We start from the raw sequence: 16616 nt of genomic DNA, 5'->3' as shown, positions 1-16616 counted from the left end.
TATTGATTATTAATAAAAAGACTCTGTGATACTCTGTGTTACTCCGTGGTGAAAAGAGTTATGACTTTACCTTTGCACCGACAGATATGCTTGATGCCTTATAGGGCGATATCCTTTAGATCAGATTCCCCTACCCTACTTAAAACAACTGTTTATATAGGCATGAAAAGAATTACAGCCTTATCTTTTTTGCAATAAAAAATGTATAGCCATAATACTCTTTATACTTATGGTACAGTTCTTCTTCAATGGATTGAAGCATACTAAATTCCTCAGCAATTTTATTTCCGGCATATTTAGTTAAAAAAATCTTCTGAGCTGCAACTTTGGGGGTAAAGTAATGATCTGTCCAACAATTTTCAGGCAGAATAAATGTAGCGACAGGAAGATAGCCTGCCTTGTGAATTTTGGCTACTTGATTAGGAATCGTATCGATTTCGGGATATGCATCCATCCAGAAGTCATTGATTTCCGCCGGACGTTCGTCCGTAAACCATGAACATTCAGAAACTGCAAGATACCCTCCTTTCTTCAAATACTTACGCCATTCATTCAATCCCCGTTCAAAACCAATATTATAGATAGCCCCTTCCGACCAAATCAGGTCTAACTCTTCATTTCGGAAAGGAAGATCATCCATGGAACCGACAATGCCTGTCACCCTGTTTTGCAAGCCCGACTGTCTTGCATTACGATTGAAAATATCAATAAAGCCGGAAAGAAAATCGAGTCCTGTAACCTGCCCCGTCACATGACCGGCCAATACCATGGTCTGACCTCCGGTTCCACAGCCGATATCGGCGATAAGGGATTTTTCAGTGAGATTATCTATAAAACTCAATGCTTTCAATGTTACCTCAGGACTTCCGGGACCCTGTCGTTCCATATTGGAAAAAAAATCGCAGATTAAATTAAGTTCGAAATCGTGAATTGTTTTATTTTCGTTACTCATTATCTTAATATATTTCGCATACACGAAAAGCATAGTAATACTTTCAGCATTGCATGCAGATTAAACTTGAATTATAATAATAAAGAATTGCTCCCGAAAAGAGTTTTCCGAGAGAAGACGAAAGGACAATCTGTTGCAAAAAACAGATTGTTTACAAAACCAAATCCGATCTAAGAGTATTTGTCATGCCGCAAAGATACATAATATTTTGAAAACCTGTTTTAATGTTATCAATAAAAAGTGTATCTACCCAAGTGGTGAAACAAAAAAGAAGGCATCCTTCACAGGATACCTTCTTTACCGGGAGACAACATCCGTCACTCCCGAAATTACCAAAAAGATTTTTTTATTAATAGATTCTATATAACAACCAGGCGCCCTGGAAGTCTTTTCTACTAGGATATTTAGCCTTGAAAGCATCACGTGCCTGCGCAGCAGAAGCCCTATCGGCAAATGTATTTACAATCACACGATACATAGCTGTCTCAGCATTAAAAGCAATGGTTGCATTATAACCTTCTTTGTCCAGAAAATCTTTCAGACCTTCTGCATTTGCTTTCAAACCGAAGCTACCGCATACTACGCTATAATCTTTCAATCCATCAGCACCTGAAACAACTGTTACCTTTTCCTGACGAACGCCTGCAGCATTATCAACAGCCTTTTTAGTTTCTACCGGAGCAGCAACTACCGGAGTAACTTCTACGGGAGCTTCTACCTGAGGCTCAGCCAATTCCTGTTGTTTAGCTTTCTCGTATGCCTTTTTATAAGCGCTTTCGCTGGATTTACATGAAGCAAATGCCAAGGCAACGCATACGCCCATCCCTAATACTACTAATTTTTTCATAATCTATACACATTTAGTTAATAATCTTGTATCCATTCTTTTGAAGGGGACAAAATAATAGAATTTTTATCACCCCACAAAACAATCTTCCTAAAAAACACTTTTTTAGATACCTCAGCAGTCTTTTTTCTTATAAGAAATCGTACCGGTTGCCTGATAAGTGGGCATCACCAGCACTTCTGCTATCTGTATATGTTCGGGAGCAGAGGCAGCATAATAAACTGTTTCAGCTATGTCGTCTCCAGTCAACGGACGAATACCCTTATAAAAAGCATCGGCAGCATCCTTATCTCCACGATAACGGACAACCGTAAAATTAGTTTCCACCATTCCCGGTTTTATGTTTGTCACACGAAGCGGAGTATCTACCAAATCAATACGCAAACCGTCCGAAAGTGCTTTGACAGCGGCTTTAGTGGCGCAATATACGCTTCCGCCGGGATAAGCCGCATCACCAGCTATCGAACCGATATTGATGATATGCCCGTGTCCGCGTTCCACCATTCCGGGAACCACTATACGCGTCATAGCCAACAAGGCTTTTATATTAGTATCAATCACAATATCCCATTCGTCCAGGTTTCCCTCAAATTCTTTATCCACACCAATCACAAGACCGGCATTGTTCACCAATACATCAATACGTTTCCACTCTTCCGGTAAAGAAGCCAGTGCCATGGTCGCTGCATTCCGATCACGTACATCAAACGGCAACAGGCAGATACGTACTCCGTATTTAGCTTCCAGTTCTACTTTCAACTCTTCAAGTTTTGCCACGTTACGGGCATTCAGAATCAAATCCGAACCTTGCGAAGCAAACTTACGCGCACATCCTTCACCAATGCCACTGCTTGCTCCCGTTATAAAAACGATTTTACCTTTCATTTCTTCTTATACAAATTTAGATTACTTATATAATGAAAGGCAAAAGTACGCTTAAACCTCCGATGATATGCCCTTCACCTTAGTTAAATAAGATTAAAGCATTACAGAAAAAAGGATTTACGTCTTACGATTACCCTATCTTTGTGCTATATAACATAACAGAGCCGAGAGGCTCATTCAATTATTGTACATGACATTTGAAAATTTGAATTTGATAGAGCCTATCTTAAAGGCTTTAAGACAAGAGGGTTACACCTCTCCCACCCCAATACAAGAACAGTCAATCCCCATTTTACTTCAAGGAAAAGATTTATTAGGTTGTGCTCAAACAGGTACCGGTAAAACAGCTGCTTTTTCTATCCCTATCTTGCAAAAATTGTATAAAACCGACCATCGTAAAGGTATCAAGGCACTTGTGCTGACGCCAACCCGGGAACTTGCAATTCAGATAGGTGAAAGTTTCGAAGCATACGGACGGTATACCGGTCTGAAACATGCCGTAATCTTTGGAGGAGTAGGACAGAAACCACAGACTGACGCTCTACGGAGCGGTATTCAGATACTGGTTGCCACTCCCGGCAGATTATTGGATTTGATATCACAGGGATTTATCTCCCTGAGTTCACTTGATTTTTTTGTATTGGACGAAGCAGACCGTATGCTGGACATGGGATTTATCCATGACATCAAACGCATCCTGAAACTGCTACCGGCCCGAAGACAAACTTTGTTTTTTTCGGCGACCATGCCACCGGAAATAGAAACGTTGGCAAATTCGATGTTGACTAAACCGGAGAAAGTGGAAGTGACCCCGGCCTCTTCGACTGTGGACATCATCTCACAGCAGGTCTATTTCGTCGAGAAAAAAGAAAAAAAGGACTTGCTGATCCATCTGTTGAAAGATACATCAATCGAGTCGGTACTTATCTTTACGCGTACAAAATACGGAGCCGACAAATTGGCACGTGTACTGACTAAAGCCGGTATCGGAGCTGAAGCGATACATGGTAACAAAACTCAAAATGCACGCCAGCGTGCTTTGACCAATTTTAAGAACCATACCCTTCGCGCCTTGATAGCAACCGACATTGCTGCACGCGGCATCGATGTAGACCAATTATCACACGTAATCAATTACGAGTTGCCCAATGTTCCGGAAACTTACGTGCACCGCATCGGTCGTACCGGACGTGCCGGACATGAAGGAGTGGCCATCTCTTTCTGCGAATCAGAAGAACTGCCCTACTTAAAAGATATCCAAAAGTTGATAGGGAAAAACATCCCGGTGGTAAAAGACCACCCGTTTGTCACGACCGAAGGTATCAAGGCCCAGGAAGAAAAGCAGGAAGAAATCAAGGTTAAAGCCAAAGCCAACAAAACATACCGCGGGAGCCGGGCCAATGGCGACTTCTGGAGACGGAAAAAGCAAAAAACAAATCAACCGTCTTCCACCAAACAGGAAAAAAGGAAATAGATACTCTCGGATTCAGACAAAAACAATCCTGCCCGAAGGGTATGCCATCATTCACCACAGAGTAGTACAGATCAAGCTTAATCTATTGATAACTAATAATATTTATCTGCATAGGCCTGTATAATCTGTGGTGAATGAGAGTTTCAGCACATCCTCCCAAACGCCGCCCGGCATTTACATTAAGATTACTTCTGATTTTAAGCTGAGTTATTTTTTTTCTAAAAAAATTAAGGCAAACAGAACAAGTTTTCAATAAAAATGTTAGCTTTGTAATATGATCATTTAAAAACAAAAGATTATGAAAGGACTTAATGTATTAGCAGCTTTTCTGGGTGGTGCAGCCGTTGGTGCAGCCTTGGGTATTTTATTCGCTCCTGAAAAAGGAGAAGATACTCGTCACAAAATCGCAGAGATTCTTCGCAAAAAAGGTATCAAGCTGAATCGTAACGAAATGGAAAACCTCGTTGATGAAATTGCAGCTGAAATCAAAGGCGAAGTAATTGACTAAATGAACAAGATCAAAACAGAGCTATCATGTTTACAGACGATAAAAGCATTGAAAATATCCAGCAGCTGTTTGCTGAGTTCAAGAAGTTCCTTGTACTCCAGAAAGAATATACCAAACTGGAATTAACGGAAAAGTTAACTATACTCTTATCCACGTTAATAATGATTTTAGTGCTCACTATCTTAGGTATGGTAGCCCTGTTTTATCTGCTTTTTGCCCTGGCTTATATTCTTGAACCGTTAGTAGGCGGTTTGATGGTAAGTTTCGGCATCATAGCAGGCATCAATGTTTTATTGATTGCCATCATTTATTTTTTCCGCAGGCAACTTATCATTTCGCCGATGGTAAATTTCCTTGCAAACCTATTTCTCAACGACTCCAATAAAAAATGAAGCAATGAACAACAGCACACCTACTCCAAAGAAAATTACGCTGGAAGACATTGCTCAGCGTAAAAAAGAAGTGTTGCAGGAAATCTGTGACCAGAAACAAGCCATGGCGGATACCACCCGCCGAATTTTCGCCCCCCTTGCACCTGCCGCCTCCGGTGGTAATGCGTTAATGCGCTCTTTCAGTACCGGTATGGCCATTTTTGACGGTGTCATGCTGGGTATGAAAATGATCCGTAAAGTTCGCGGACTCTTCCGAAAAAGATATTAAAAAAACACCCGGACATACATCATTGCATATCCGGGCGTCTAATATAAATACGTTGAAGAATGTCCTTACACGTATGTTTCCAATAACTTCACATTCCCTTCTTGAGGCACAATGGTCAATTCCTGAGTAGTGGCAGGAAGCAAAACAGTTTCTCCTGCACCCAGTCGCACTTCGTTGCCTTCATTATCTGTCATCAGGCAAGAGCCTTCTATACAAATAAAGATTACGAATGAATCCAGCTCCGAATAATCACAGCTGATCTGTTCACTCATATCATAAACCGAAGTCGTGAAATAAGGACATGCCACCAACTCAACCGGTTCATCTTTCAAAGGTTCATATTTGGTACGATAGTCATCGAGCACTTCATAATTGATCGCATCAAGTGCCTGGCTGGTATGCAATTCACGTGTTTTTCCATTAGCGTCTTTACGATTAAAATCATAAATACGGTAAGTGATATCCGACGTCTGCTGAATTTCGGCAATAAATGCCCCGGCACCAATACTGTGAATACGCCCTGCAGGCAGGAAGAAAACATCTCCCGGATGAATTTCATATTCCTGAAGAACATCTGTAATTGTATTATTATGCACGCGGTCTTTATATTCTTTCGGTGTAATCTGTTCAGAAAATCCCGAACGCAGTTTGGCTCCTTCGTCAGCACCCACTACATACCACATTTCAGTTTTACCTTTTGAGTTGTGGCGTTTTTTAGCCAGTTCATCAGTGGGATGCACCTGTATAGACAAGTCTTGCTTCGCATCAATGAACTTTATCAGCAAAGGAAACTCATTGCCAAAACGGGCATAGTTTGCTTCGCCTACCAGTTCCTCACGGTATTTTTTCACCATATCGGTCAGTGTAAGGCCTTTATCCGGGCCGTTAGCTACGACAGATTCGTTGTTCTCTACGCCGGATATTTCCCAGCTTTCCCCAACTCCCTTCAAATCATCATTCAAATGCTTGAACGGGATAATTTTGTCGCCCCCCCAAAGCGTCTGCTTCAGAATGGGTTCGAATTTTAACGGATACATTTTTGTTTTTCTTGTTATAAACTTAGATTAAAAACTCATGATTTTAACAATCAAGGGACAAACATACGAAAAATATCAAATAATACACAAAATCCGGGCTTTTAATTAAAACTAACATGAATTTTTTATCTTCGCATTACAACTTAGGATGCTTTCACGGAAAACGCTAAACTTTCCTAAATCGCCGAACAGATTTACAAAGAATAATTTGGGAGAACGAAAGAATTTCCCTTTATTTGCAAGAAATTTTAATAATACCAGACATGATTAACACATTCCCAACTGAAGGAAATCTGTCAGGGCTCAGCCGGAAAGATTTTCAAAAGGATATAAACGATAAGAAAACCGATTTGTTTATCCTCAAAAACAAGAAAGGAATGGAAGTTGCCGTAACAAACTACGGATGCGCCATTCTATCTATCATGGTTCCGGATAAAGACGGAAAATATGCCAATGTCGTACTCAGCTATGGTACACTGGATGCACTGATGCACGGACCGGAACCTTTCTTAAGTACCACTATCGGACGTTATGGCAATCGCATCGCCAAAGGTAAATTCACCCTGTATGGCGAAGAACATAGTCTCACGATCAACAACGGTCCCAACTCACTTCATGGTGGCCCCACCGGATTTCACGCCAGAGTATGGGATGCCGAGCAACTTGAAGAAGGGGTGATCCGATTCAACTATACTTCCGCTGACGGAGAAGAGGGCTTCCCCGGTAATCTGGAAGTTGAAATGACTTATCGCCTTGAAGAAGAAGAGAATGCGATTGTCATCGAATACCGTGCCACTACAGACAAAGCAACAGTCGTAAACCTGACCAATCACGGTTTCTTCAACCTGGCAGGAACAGCCAATCCTACTCCGACTGTAGAAAATAACATCGTCACAATCAACGCAGATTTTTATACTCCGATCGATGAAGTATCCATCCCGACAGGAGAAATAGCCAAAGTGGAAGGAACTCCGATGGATTTCCGTACCCCACATACTGTTGGCGAACGAATCAATGACAAATTCCAGCAACTTATATACGGTGCCGGCTATGACCATTGCTATGTATTGAACAAGGCAGAAACAGGTTCTCTCGACCTGGCAGCTACCTGTAAAGAGCCCAACAGCGGACGCACCATGGAGGTATATACCACAGAAGCCGGCGTACAATTATACACAGGCAACTGGCTGGGCGGCTTCGAAGGAACAAACGGAGCTACTTTCCCCGCACGAAGCGCTATCTGCTTCGAAGCTCAATGCTTCCCCGACACACCGAATAAAGCACACTTCCCGTCGGCTACATTACTGCCGGGCGATGAATACCAGCAGGTAACCATCTATAAATTCGGAGTTGAAAAATAAATAAGGAAATAACTAACCTCATTTTTATAACTAACAACTTTTTAAAAACCATGACACAACAAAAAAAGAATTATGTGTTGCCTATTGCAATGATGTTTGCGCTTTTTGCAATGATTTCATTCGTAACAGGACTTACTAACCCGCTCGGACTTATTGTAAAAGAGCAATTCCAGGCTGCCAACTGGATGACGCAGCTGGGTAATGCAGCCAACTTCATAGCTTATGCCTTTATGGGACTCCCGGCAGGTATGATGCTCAAAAGAATCGGTTACAAAAAGACAGCCCTTACTGCCGTAGCAGTAGGATTTATCGGAGTCGGCATTCAGGTGCTTTCGGGACAGATGGACTACCAGCCCGGTGAACTGACTGTATTTTGGATCTATCTGACAGGTGCTTTTGTTTCAGGTTTCTCTATGTGTATGTTGAATGCAGTAGTAAACCCATTGCTGAATACACTTGCAGGTGGCGGTAAGAAAGGTAATCAATTAATTCAGTTCGGTGGTTCTCTGAACTCTATTTCAGCTACAATCGTTCCGGTATTGGGTGGTTACCTGATCGGTACTATCAGCCAGGACACACGTATCAGTGACGCTAATCCGGCATTGTTCATTGCTATGGGTATCTTTGCTGTCGTATTCATCGTGTTGGCTATCATGGACATCCCCGAACCTCACAAAGAAAGCGCCAGTGATCATAAAGTAAAAGACACTCACAGTCCGCTTTCATTCCGTCACTTCGTTTTGGGAACAGTTGCCATTTTCGTATACGTAGGTGTGGAAGTAGGTATTCCTAACTTTATCAACCTGTTCCTGACTACTTCACCTGATGCAGCCGGTGCCAAAGGTTTCGGTATGGATACAGCTATGGCAGGTTCAATCGTAGGTACTTACTGGTTCCTGATGATGATCGGTCGTCTGTGCGGTGGTGCTTTGGGAGCTAAATTCTCAAGTAAAACTCAGTTGACAGTCGTTTCTTCACTGGCTTTGATCTTCTTGCTGATCGGTATGTTTGCCCCCAGCGCAACAACAGTAGCTATGCCTGTATTTAAAGGAGGTGCCAGCATCGGTTTCGGTATGGAAACAGTACCTGTAGGAATCATGTTCTTCGCACTTTGCGGACTCTGTACATCTATCATGTGGGGTGGTATCTTCAACCTTGCAGTAGAAGGACTGGGTAAATATACGGCAATGGCTTCCGGTATCTTCATGGTAATGGTTTGCGGTGGTGGTATCCTGCCGTTGATTCAGGGTGCAGTAGCCGACGTGACCAGCAGCTACATTGCAAGTTACTGGGTAATCTTCGCTGCCGTAGCATACATGCTGTACTATGCACTTGTAGGTTGCAAGAATGTAAATAAGGATATTCCTGTTGAATAAAACTTAAATAATAACTTTTTAATACCAAAACGATCATGGATATAGAACACGTAAGAAGTCGCTTCATCAAACATTTTGATGGAACTACAGGATTTGTATATGCCTCTCCGGGCCGTATCAACCTAATTGGTGAGCACACCGACTACAATGGGGGATTTGTTTTCCCGGGAGCTATCGATAAAGGTATGATCGCCGAAATCAAGCCTAACGGCACAGATAAAGTAAACGCTTACTCTATCGACCTGAAAGATTATGTAACTTTCGGATTGAACGAAGAAGATGCTCCACGCGCCAGCTGGGCAAGATATATATTCGGTGTGTGCCGCGAAATGATCAAACGTGGCGTTGACGTGAAAGGATTCAATACCGCTTTCTCCGGAGATGTGCCATTGGGTGCCGGAATGTCTTCATCGGCTGCTTTGGAAAGTACTTATGCCTTTGCGCTGAATGACCTGTTTGGTGAAAACAAAATAGACAAATTCGAATTAGCTAAAATCGGTCAGGCTACAGAACACAACTATTGCGGTGTGAACTGTGGTATTATGGACCAGTTCGCTTCTGTATTCGGTAAAGAAGGTAGCCTGATTCGTTTGGATTGCCGCTCTTTGGAATACCAGTACTTCCCGTTCAAACCGGAAGGTTATCGTCTGGTATTGCTGGATTCGGTCGTTAAACACGAATTGGCTTCATCGGCATACAACAAACGTCGTCAGAGCTGCGAGGCTGCTGTGGCTGCCATCCAGAAAAAACATCCACATGTAGAATTCCTGCGTGACTGTACAATGGATATGCTGGCAGAGGCAAAAGCTGATATCAGTGAAGAAGATTACATGCGTGCCGAATACGTAATCGAAGAAATTCAGCGTGTACTCGATGTATGTGATGCCCTGGAAAGAGGAGATTACGAAACGGTAGGTCAGAAAATGTACGAAACTCATCATGGCATGAGCAAACTTTACGAAGTAAGCTGCGAAGAACTCGACTTCCTGAACGACTGCGCTAAAGAGTGTGGCGTAACCGGTTCACGCGTTATGGGCGGCGGCTTCGGCGGTTGTACTATCAACCTGGTGAAAGACGAATTGTATGACAACTTCATCGAGAAAGCTAAAGAATCATTCAAAGCTAAATTCGGCAGAAGCCCGAAAGTATATGATGTAGTTATCAGTGACGGTTCAAGAAGACTGGTATAAAGATTCAAAAACTAATATTCAGAAGACAAGGCACATCCTAAACAGATGTGCCTTTCTTTTTGTTATGTAAAAAAGCTATCTTTTTATGGTAGATAAGTCCCACTAAAAGGTTATCTTTGCGAAAAATCTGAAAAAACTAAATTAATCAATAGATATGAACGATAGTAAACTTATGAATCGTGCGGCTGATAATATCCGCATATTAGCTGCGTCGATGGTGGAAAAAGCCAATTCGGGACACCCCGGAGGCGCCATGGGCGGTGCTGATTTTGTGAACGTACTCTTCTCTGAGTTTTTGGTATACGATCCGCAAAACCCACGCTGGGAAGGTCGCGACCGCTTTTTCCTCGACCCGGGACACATGTCACCGATGCTTTATTCCGTATTGGCTTTCACCGGAAAATATACATTGGACGAATTAAAGCAATTCCGTCAGTGGGGCAGCCCTACTCCGGGACACCCTGAAGTGAATGTAGACCGTGGCGTTGAAAATACTTCCGGCCCGCTGGGACAGGGACACACTTATGCAGTAGGCGCAGCCATTGCAGCCAAATTCCTGAAAGCCCGCTTTGGCGAAGTAATGAACCAGACTATTTACGCATATATATCCGATGGAGGTATCCAGGAAGAAATCTCTCAGGGTGCCGGCCGCATTGCCGGTACACTCGGACTGGACAACCTGATCATGTTCTACGATTCAAACGACGTACAGCTTTCTACCAACACAGAAGATGTAACAACGGAAAACGTAGCCATGAAATATGAAGCATGGGACTGGAAAGTAATCACAATCAACGGTAACGATCCTGACGAGATACGCAAAGCTCTGACTGAAGCCAAAGCTGAAAAGAACCGTCCGACCCTGATCATCGGTAAAACGACCATGGGTAAAGGAGCACGCCGGGCCGATGGAAGCAGCTATGAAGCCGACTGCGCGACACACGGCGCACCATTGGGCGGAGACGCATATGTGAATACAATCAAGAACCTGGGTGGAAATCCGGAGAATCCATTCACCATTTTCCCCGAAGTAGCCGAACTGTATGCCAAACGTGCGGAAGAACTGAAGAAGATTGTTGCTGACAAATATGCAGCAAAAGCAGAATGGGCAAAAGCAAACCCTGAAAAGGCAGCTAAACTGGCCGAATTCTTCTCTGGAAAAGCCCCGAAAGTAAACTGGGATGCCATTGAACAGAAAGCCGGCGGCGCAACCCGTGCCGGATCTGCAACCGTATTAGGAGCATTGGCCACTCAGGTAGAAAATATGATCGTTTCATCAGCCGACCTGTCTAACTCAGACAAGACAGACGGATTCCTGAAAAAGACGCACGCATTCAAAAAAGGAGATTTCAGCGGCGCTTTCCTTCAAGCAGGAGTTTCAGAGTTAAGTATGGCTTGTATTTGTATCGGTATGTCTCTGCACGGAGGTATCATTGCTGCATGCGGCACATTCTTTGTGTTCTCAGACTACATGAAACCGGCCCTGCGTATGGCTGCCCTGATGGAGCAACCGGTAAAATTCATCTGGACTCATGATGCGTTCCGTGTAGGAGAAGACGGACCTACTCACGAACCGGTAGAACAAGAAGCACAAGTACGCCTGCTTGAAAAACTGAAGAACCACAAAGGACACAACTCTATGTTGGTACTTCGCCCGGCGGATGTGGAAGAGACAACCATTGCGTGGAAACTTGCAATGGAAAACATGTCGACTCCTACAGCACTGATCCTTTCACGTCAGAATATCGTTAACCTGCCCGCAGGAACCGATTATTCACAAGCTGCAAAAGGTGCTTATATCATTGCCGACGCCGATGAAAACCCGGATGTGATCCTGGTAGCTTCGGGTTCGGAAGTTTCAACGCTGGTGGCCGGTGCCGAACTTCTGCGCAAAGAAGGTGTGAAAGTACGTATTGTTTCCGCTCCGTCCGAAGGGTTATTCCGTAATCAAAGCAAAGAGTATCAAGAATCCATACTTCCTGCAGGAGCCAGAATCTTTGGTCTGACAGCCGGACTTCCGGTGAATCTTGAAGGTTTGGTAGGTTCCAACGGTAAAGTGTTCGGTCTTGAATCATTTGGTTTCTCGGCACCCTACAAAGTGCTGGATGAGAAACTGGGATTCACCGCAGAAAACGTATACAATCAGGTAAAAGCAATGCTCTGATCAATCATTAAATGTGCTAATGCGCTAATCCGGCAGGATCAGTGCATTAGCACATTCATTATATTAGCACATTAAAAAGGACATGAAGAAAATTGGAATTTGTTGCGACCACGCCGGTTTCGAATTGAAAGAATACGTAAGGGGCTGGCTGGAAGCAAAAGGTTGGGAATACAAAGACTTCGGAACTTACTCGACAGACAGCTGTGACTATCCCGATTTTGCCCATCCATTGGCACTGGCTGTTGAAGCCGGCGAATGCTATCCGGGAATTGCCATCTGTGGTAGCGGTAATGGTATCAGCATGACATTAAACAAACATCAGGGTATTCGTGCCGCACTCTGCTGGACAGCAGAAATCGCACACATGGCACGCCTGCACAACGATGCCAACGTATTGGTTATGCCCGGCCGTTATATCAGCACGGAAGAGGCGGATATGATTATGACGGAATTTTTCTCGACAGAGTTTGAAGGCGGACGCCACCAGAAACGCATTGATAAAATTCCTGTAAAGTGAGAGTCTCCCCTATCGACCTCCATATCACATCGATAGAAGACTGACTTTAATAACAACATGGGAGTGTATCAAGGGTTCACTGCAAATTAGCGAACTTTTGATACACTCCCCTTTTTATAGCCCCCTCGCAAATGCTCGGGAAGGATACAATAGCCTCTATTCATCCTCAGAACAGTACCAGATTGACAAATACCTATTTTATTTCCCCCCTCTATTTTTTTCTGTTTTCCTATTTTTCACAGTAGAGATGAACAGGTTAAAAGATAAAAAGCTATCTTTGTGACTCAATAATCCGGAAAATCAAAAGATATGGATCAACTGAAAACCATCAAAGAGCTTATCAATCAAGGAGATATAGAAAATGCGCTTCAAGCACTTGAAGAATTTCTCCAGACTGAACCCGTCGGTAAAGACGAAGCTTACTATCTGATGGGAAATGCTTACCGCAAGTTAGGAGACTGGCAAAAAGCCCTCAATAATTATCAATCCGCCATTGAACTCAATCCCGACAGCCCGGCTCTCCAGGCACGCAAAATGGTGATGGATATATTGAACTTCTACAATAAAGATATGTATAATCAATAAACGTAATAAAAATAGATTATGGCAAAAATCAAAGGAGCAATCGTAGTCGACACAGAGCGTTGCAAAGGGTGCAACCTGTGTGTGGTAGCTTGTCCGCTCAACGTAATATCCCTCGCCAAAGAGGTGAATGTGAAAGGGTATAATTATGCCCAGCAGATTCTTGAAGATACCTGTAACGGATGCAGTTCATGCGCAACCGTATGTCCGGACGGATGTATCTCTGTTTATAAAGTAAAAGTAGAATAAAAGAAAAGAATATGGCAGAAGAAGTTGTATTAATGAAAGGAAACGAAGCCATCGCCCATGCGGCCATCCGCTGTGGTGCCGATGGATACTTCGGATATCCTATTACTCCGCAATCGGAGGTGTTGGAAACTCTTGCCGAACTGAGACCTTGGGAAACTACCGGCATGGTAGTCCTCCAGGCGGAAAGTGAAGTGGCAGCTATCAATATGGTTTATGGTGGTGCCGGAAGCGGCAAAATGGTGATGACCTCATCATCAAGTCCCGGTGTCAGCCTGAAACAGGAAGGTATTTCTTATCTGGCAGGTGCCGAGCTTCCATGTCTGATCGTAAACGTGATGCGCGGCGGCCCCGGTTTGGGTACTATCCAACCAAGCCAGGCCGACTATTTCCAGACTGTAAAAGGTGGAGGACACGGTGACTATAAACTCATCGCATTGGCTCCGGCTTCTGTTCAGGAAATGGCAGACTTTGTCGGACTCGCTTTCGAACTTGCGTTCAAATACCGTAATCCGGCCATCATCCTTGCAGACGGTGTTATCGGACAAATGATGGAGAAAGTGGTTCTTCCTCCCGCAAAAGCCCGCCGTACGGATGCGGAAGTCATAGCACAATGTCCATGGGCTTCTACCGGAAAGACAAAAGACCGTAAGCCCAACATCATCACTTCGTTGGAACTGCGTCCGGAAGAGATGGAGAAAAACAACCTCCGCTTCCAGGCAAAGTACAGAGTAATTGAAGAAAACGAAGTACGTTTTGAAGAAATTGACTGCGAAGATGCAGAATATCTGATTGTAGCTTTCGGTTCAATGGCACGTATCGGCCAGAAAGCAATGGAACTGGCCCGTGAAGAGGGGATTAAAGTCGGTATGCTTCGCCCCATCACTCTATGGCCGTTCCCGACGAAAGCGATTGCCGAGTATGCCAATAAGGTAAAAGGTATGCTGGTAACCGAGCTGAATGCCGGACAGATGGTAGAAGACGTTCGTTTAGCAGTGAACGGAAGAGTGAAAGTTGAACATTTCGGCCGCCTGGGAGGAATTGTTCCCGATCCGGACGAAATAGTAACTGCATTGAAAGAACAATTAATCAAATAACTACAGTACGATGAATCCCGATAAAATAAGAAACGTATTGAACATACTGTTTATGATATTGGCTCTGGCAGCTATTATCACCTACTTCGTTGCGAAGGACGACTTTAAGGTGTTTATCTACGTATGCGGCGCGGCAATTTTTGTCAAGCTGATGGAGTTTTTTATACGGTTCACCAACAGATAAGTATCCGGGCCTTGAAGCATTTTAAGTCTGCGTAGTTTAAGACACCCGAACTTAGAACAAGCAAACCCGGCCACTTAAAGATAAAAAAAAGAAGTTATGACGAAAGAAGAAATAATCAAGCCCGAGAATCTGGTTTATAAGAAACCGACTCTGATGAACGACAATGGCATGCACTATTGTCCGGGTTGCAGCCACGGCGTTGTACATAAACTGATTGCCGAAGTAATCGAGGAGATGGAACTGGAAGACAAAGCAGTCGGTATCTCACCCGTAGGTTGCGCTGTATTTATCTACAATTACCTTGACATTGACTGGCAGGAAGCTGCACACGGACGTGCGCCGGCACTTGCCACTGCCATCAAACGTCTTTGGCCGGATCGCCTGGTGTTCACCTATCAGGGAGATGGCGACCTTGCCTGCATTGGTACGGCAGAGACTATCCACGCATTGAATCGTGGTGAAAATATTACGATTATCTTTATCAACAATGCCATTTACGGTATGACCGGAGGCCAGATGGCTCCTACTACCCTGATGGGAATGAAAACCGCCACTTGTCCTTATGGACGTGATCCGGAACTCCACGGATATCCGTTGAAGATAACTGAGATTGCTGCCCAACTGGAAGGTACAGCTTACGTAACCCGTCAGTCGGTACAATCCGTTCCGGCTATCCGGAAAGCTAAAAAAGCAATCCGTAAAGCTTTTGAAAATTCAATGAACGGAAAAGGCTCCAACCTGGTAGAAATCGTTTCGACCTGTAGTTCCGGCTGGAAAATGACTCCGGAGAAAGCCAACAAATGGATGGAAGAACACATGTTCCCCTTCTATCCTCTTGGCGACTTGAAAGATAAATAATAAGTTAATATCATTAAGATGAAAGAAGAAATAATTATAGCAGGATTCGGTGGACAGGGTGTACTGTCTATGGGAAAGATTTTAGCCTATTCCGGACTGATGGAGGGCAAAGAAGTGACCTGGATGCCGGCTTATGGTCCTGAGCAACGTGGCGGAACAGCCAACGTTACAGTCATTGTAAGTGACGACAAGATCTCTTCACCGATCTTGAGCAAATATGATACAGCTATCATTCTGAATCAGCCTTCACTGGAAAAGTTCGAAAGCCGTGTGAAACCCGGAGGTATCCTGATCTACGACGGATACGGCATTATCAACCCGCCTACCCGCAAGGATATCAAGGTGTACCGCATCGATGCAATGGATGCGGCCAATGAAATGAACAATGCTAAAGCATTCAACATGATCGTGCTGGGAGGATTGCTGAAACTTCGCCCCATTGTCACTTTAGAAAATGTAGTGAAAGGTTTGAAGAAAACTTTGCCCGAACGCCACCATCACCTGATCCCGATGAACGAAGAGGCCATCAAAAAAGGGATGGAACTGATCAGAGAAGCTTAAACTGACTGAGAATTGAGAATCGGAATTTAAAAATTATTAGCTATGCCACAGGCAGAGATAGCGGATAATTTTTAAATTTCAATTCTCAATTCTCATTTTAATAAGTATCTTTGCGGC

Annotated in this window: 19 protein-coding genes; 15 read left to right on the top strand and 4 right to left on the bottom strand. The window is 43.7% G+C overall.

Annotated elements, in window-relative coordinates:
* Positions 1-172: 172 nt before the first annotated feature.
* The 3 genes from BSHG_RS10225 to BSHG_RS10235 all read right to left on the bottom strand — a co-directional run bounded on the left by BSHG_RS10225 (position 173) and on the right by BSHG_RS10235 (position 2684).
* Positions 173-985, bottom strand: coding sequence for a class I SAM-dependent methyltransferase (locus BSHG_RS10225; protein ID WP_008659386.1), 813 nt, complete (start codon positions 983-985; stop codon positions 173-175).
* A gap of 316 nt (positions 986-1301) precedes the next feature.
* The gene (locus tag BSHG_RS10230) at positions 1302-1799 is read right to left on the bottom strand and encodes an SPOR domain-containing protein (RefSeq protein ID WP_005786521.1); all 498 of its coding nucleotides are present in this window, start codon (positions 1797-1799) and stop codon (positions 1302-1304) included.
* Positions 1800-1913: 114 nt separating this feature from the next.
* The gene (locus BSHG_RS10235; protein WP_005786519.1) at positions 1914-2684 is read right to left on the bottom strand and encodes an SDR family NAD(P)-dependent oxidoreductase; all 771 of its coding nucleotides are present in this window, start codon (positions 2682-2684) and stop codon (positions 1914-1916) included.
* A 190-nt stretch (positions 2685-2874) separates the two neighbouring features.
* Between BSHG_RS10235 and BSHG_RS10240 the strand changes: the two genes are divergently transcribed.
* The 4 genes from BSHG_RS10240 (at position 2875) to BSHG_RS10255 (ending at position 5326) form a co-directional block, all read left to right on the top strand.
* Positions 2875-4158: a DEAD/DEAH box helicase gene (locus BSHG_RS10240; protein ID WP_005786517.1), complete on the top strand. Its 1284-nt coding sequence runs from the start codon at positions 2875-2877 to the stop codon at positions 4156-4158.
* Positions 4159-4456: 298 nt separating this feature from the next.
* The gene (locus BSHG_RS10245) at positions 4457-4666 is read left to right on the top strand and encodes a YtxH domain-containing protein (protein WP_005776445.1); all 210 of its coding nucleotides are present in this window, start codon (positions 4457-4459) and stop codon (positions 4664-4666) included.
* Between the two features lie 26 nt (positions 4667-4692).
* Positions 4693-5058, top strand: a complete 366-nt coding sequence (locus tag BSHG_RS10250) for a phage holin family protein (protein ID WP_005786515.1) — start codon at positions 4693-4695, stop codon at positions 5056-5058.
* 4 nt (positions 5059-5062) lie between these two features.
* On the top strand, positions 5063-5326 hold the full coding sequence (locus BSHG_RS10255) for a hypothetical protein (RefSeq protein WP_005786513.1): 264 nt from the start codon (positions 5063-5065) through the stop codon (positions 5324-5326).
* A gap of 65 nt (positions 5327-5391) precedes the next feature.
* On the opposite strand, the gene BSHG_RS10260 is transcribed toward BSHG_RS10255, so the two are convergent.
* Positions 5392-6363, bottom strand: coding sequence for a type I phosphomannose isomerase catalytic subunit (locus tag BSHG_RS10260; protein WP_005786511.1), 972 nt, complete (start codon positions 6361-6363; stop codon positions 5392-5394).
* A gap of 263 nt (positions 6364-6626) precedes the next feature.
* Between BSHG_RS10260 and BSHG_RS10265 the strand changes: the two genes are divergently transcribed.
* The 11 genes from BSHG_RS10265 to BSHG_RS10310 all read left to right on the top strand — a co-directional run bounded on the left by BSHG_RS10265 (position 6627) and on the right by BSHG_RS10310 (position 16499).
* Complete coding sequence (locus BSHG_RS10265; protein WP_008659375.1) at positions 6627-7724, top strand: aldose epimerase family protein; 1098 nt, start codon at positions 6627-6629, stop codon at positions 7722-7724.
* Positions 7725-7774: 50 nt separating this feature from the next.
* On the top strand, positions 7775-9100 hold the full coding sequence (locus BSHG_RS10270) for an MFS transporter (protein WP_005786507.1): 1326 nt from the start codon (positions 7775-7777) through the stop codon (positions 9098-9100).
* 35 nt (positions 9101-9135) lie between these two features.
* Positions 9136-10290, top strand: coding sequence for a galactokinase (gene galK, locus BSHG_RS10275; RefSeq protein ID WP_005800633.1), 1155 nt, complete (start codon positions 9136-9138; stop codon positions 10288-10290).
* A 154-nt stretch (positions 10291-10444) separates the two neighbouring features.
* Positions 10445-12454, top strand: coding sequence for a transketolase family protein (locus BSHG_RS10280; protein WP_008659370.1), 2010 nt, complete (start codon positions 10445-10447; stop codon positions 12452-12454).
* 82 nt (positions 12455-12536) lie between these two features.
* Positions 12537-12971, top strand: coding sequence for a ribose 5-phosphate isomerase B (gene rpiB, locus BSHG_RS10285; protein ID WP_005786501.1), 435 nt, complete (start codon positions 12537-12539; stop codon positions 12969-12971).
* A gap of 309 nt (positions 12972-13280) precedes the next feature.
* Positions 13281-13556: a tetratricopeptide repeat protein gene (locus BSHG_RS10290; protein WP_005786499.1), complete on the top strand. Its 276-nt coding sequence runs from the start codon at positions 13281-13283 to the stop codon at positions 13554-13556.
* Between the two features lie 18 nt (positions 13557-13574).
* Positions 13575-13802 carry a ferredoxin family protein gene (locus tag BSHG_RS10295; protein ID WP_005776432.1) on the top strand — a complete coding sequence of 76 codons (228 nt, stop codon included), beginning with the start codon at positions 13575-13577 and terminating at the stop codon, positions 13800-13802.
* Positions 13803-13813: 11 nt separating this feature from the next.
* Positions 13814-14896, top strand: coding sequence for a 3-methyl-2-oxobutanoate dehydrogenase subunit VorB (locus tag BSHG_RS10300; RefSeq protein ID WP_005786497.1), 1083 nt, complete (start codon positions 13814-13816; stop codon positions 14894-14896).
* A gap of 10 nt (positions 14897-14906) precedes the next feature.
* Positions 14907-15080 (top strand): hypothetical protein, encoded by a 174-nt coding sequence (locus tag BSHG_RS21875; RefSeq protein WP_005776430.1) that lies wholly within the window; start codon positions 14907-14909, stop codon positions 15078-15080.
* Positions 15081-15176: 96 nt separating this feature from the next.
* A complete protein-coding gene (locus tag BSHG_RS10305; RefSeq protein ID WP_008659363.1) occupies positions 15177-15938 on the top strand; it encodes a thiamine pyrophosphate-dependent enzyme in 762 nt (253 codons plus the stop codon).
* A gap of 18 nt (positions 15939-15956) precedes the next feature.
* Positions 15957-16499, top strand: a complete 543-nt coding sequence (locus tag BSHG_RS10310) for a 2-oxoacid:acceptor oxidoreductase family protein (RefSeq protein WP_005786493.1) — start codon at positions 15957-15959, stop codon at positions 16497-16499.
* The last annotated feature ends 117 nt before the right edge of the window (positions 16500-16616 follow it).

The organism is Bacteroides sp. 3_2_5 (assembly GCF_000159855.2).
Taxonomy (GTDB): Bacteria; Bacteroidota; Bacteroidia; order Bacteroidales; family Bacteroidaceae; genus Bacteroides; species Bacteroides fragilis.
This window is presented reverse-complemented; position numbering and strand designations above follow the sequence as displayed.

Excerpts from the sequence above, each read along its gene's own strand:
- BSHG_RS10240 (WP_005786517.1), top strand. The coding sequence starts at position 2,875 with ATGACATTTGAAAATTTGAATTTGATAGAGCCTATCTTAAAGGCTTTA.
- BSHG_RS21875 (WP_005776430.1), top strand. The coding sequence starts at position 14,907 with ATGAATCCCGATAAAATAAGAAACGTATTGAACATACTGTTTATGATA.
- BSHG_RS10305 (WP_008659363.1), top strand. The coding sequence starts at position 15,177 with ATGACGAAAGAAGAAATAATCAAGCCCGAGAATCTGGTTTATAAGAAA.
- BSHG_RS10270 (WP_005786507.1), top strand. The coding sequence starts at position 7,775 with ATGACACAACAAAAAAAGAATTATGTGTTGCCTATTGCAATGATGTTT.
- BSHG_RS10280 (WP_008659370.1), top strand. The coding sequence starts at position 10,445 with ATGAACGATAGTAAACTTATGAATCGTGCGGCTGATAATATCCGCATA.
- BSHG_RS10230 (WP_005786521.1), bottom strand. The coding sequence starts at position 1,799 with ATGAAAAAATTAGTAGTATTAGGGATGGGCGTATGCGTTGCCTTGGCA.
- BSHG_RS10245 (WP_005776445.1), top strand. The coding sequence starts at position 4,457 with ATGAAAGGACTTAATGTATTAGCAGCTTTTCTGGGTGGTGCAGCCGTT.
- BSHG_RS10235 (WP_005786519.1), bottom strand. The coding sequence starts at position 2,684 with ATGAAAGGTAAAATCGTTTTTATAACGGGAGCAAGCAGTGGCATTGGT.
- BSHG_RS10255 (WP_005786513.1), top strand. The coding sequence starts at position 5,063 with ATGAACAACAGCACACCTACTCCAAAGAAAATTACGCTGGAAGACATT.
- BSHG_RS10295 (WP_005776432.1), top strand. The coding sequence starts at position 13,575 with ATGGCAAAAATCAAAGGAGCAATCGTAGTCGACACAGAGCGTTGCAAA.
- BSHG_RS10265 (WP_008659375.1), top strand. The coding sequence starts at position 6,627 with ATGATTAACACATTCCCAACTGAAGGAAATCTGTCAGGGCTCAGCCGG.
- BSHG_RS10300 (WP_005786497.1), top strand. The coding sequence starts at position 13,814 with ATGGCAGAAGAAGTTGTATTAATGAAAGGAAACGAAGCCATCGCCCAT.
- BSHG_RS10290 (WP_005786499.1), top strand. The coding sequence starts at position 13,281 with ATGGATCAACTGAAAACCATCAAAGAGCTTATCAATCAAGGAGATATA.
- BSHG_RS10250 (WP_005786515.1), top strand. The coding sequence starts at position 4,693 with ATGTTTACAGACGATAAAAGCATTGAAAATATCCAGCAGCTGTTTGCT.
- galK (WP_005800633.1), top strand. The coding sequence starts at position 9,136 with ATGGATATAGAACACGTAAGAAGTCGCTTCATCAAACATTTTGATGGA.
- BSHG_RS10225 (WP_008659386.1), bottom strand. The coding sequence starts at position 985 with ATGCTTTTCGTGTATGCGAAATATATTAAGATAATGAGTAACGAAAAT.
- BSHG_RS10260 (WP_005786511.1), bottom strand. The coding sequence starts at position 6,363 with ATGTATCCGTTAAAATTCGAACCCATTCTGAAGCAGACGCTTTGGGGG.
- BSHG_RS10310 (WP_005786493.1), top strand. The coding sequence starts at position 15,957 with ATGAAAGAAGAAATAATTATAGCAGGATTCGGTGGACAGGGTGTACTG.
- rpiB (WP_005786501.1), top strand. The coding sequence starts at position 12,537 with ATGAAGAAAATTGGAATTTGTTGCGACCACGCCGGTTTCGAATTGAAA.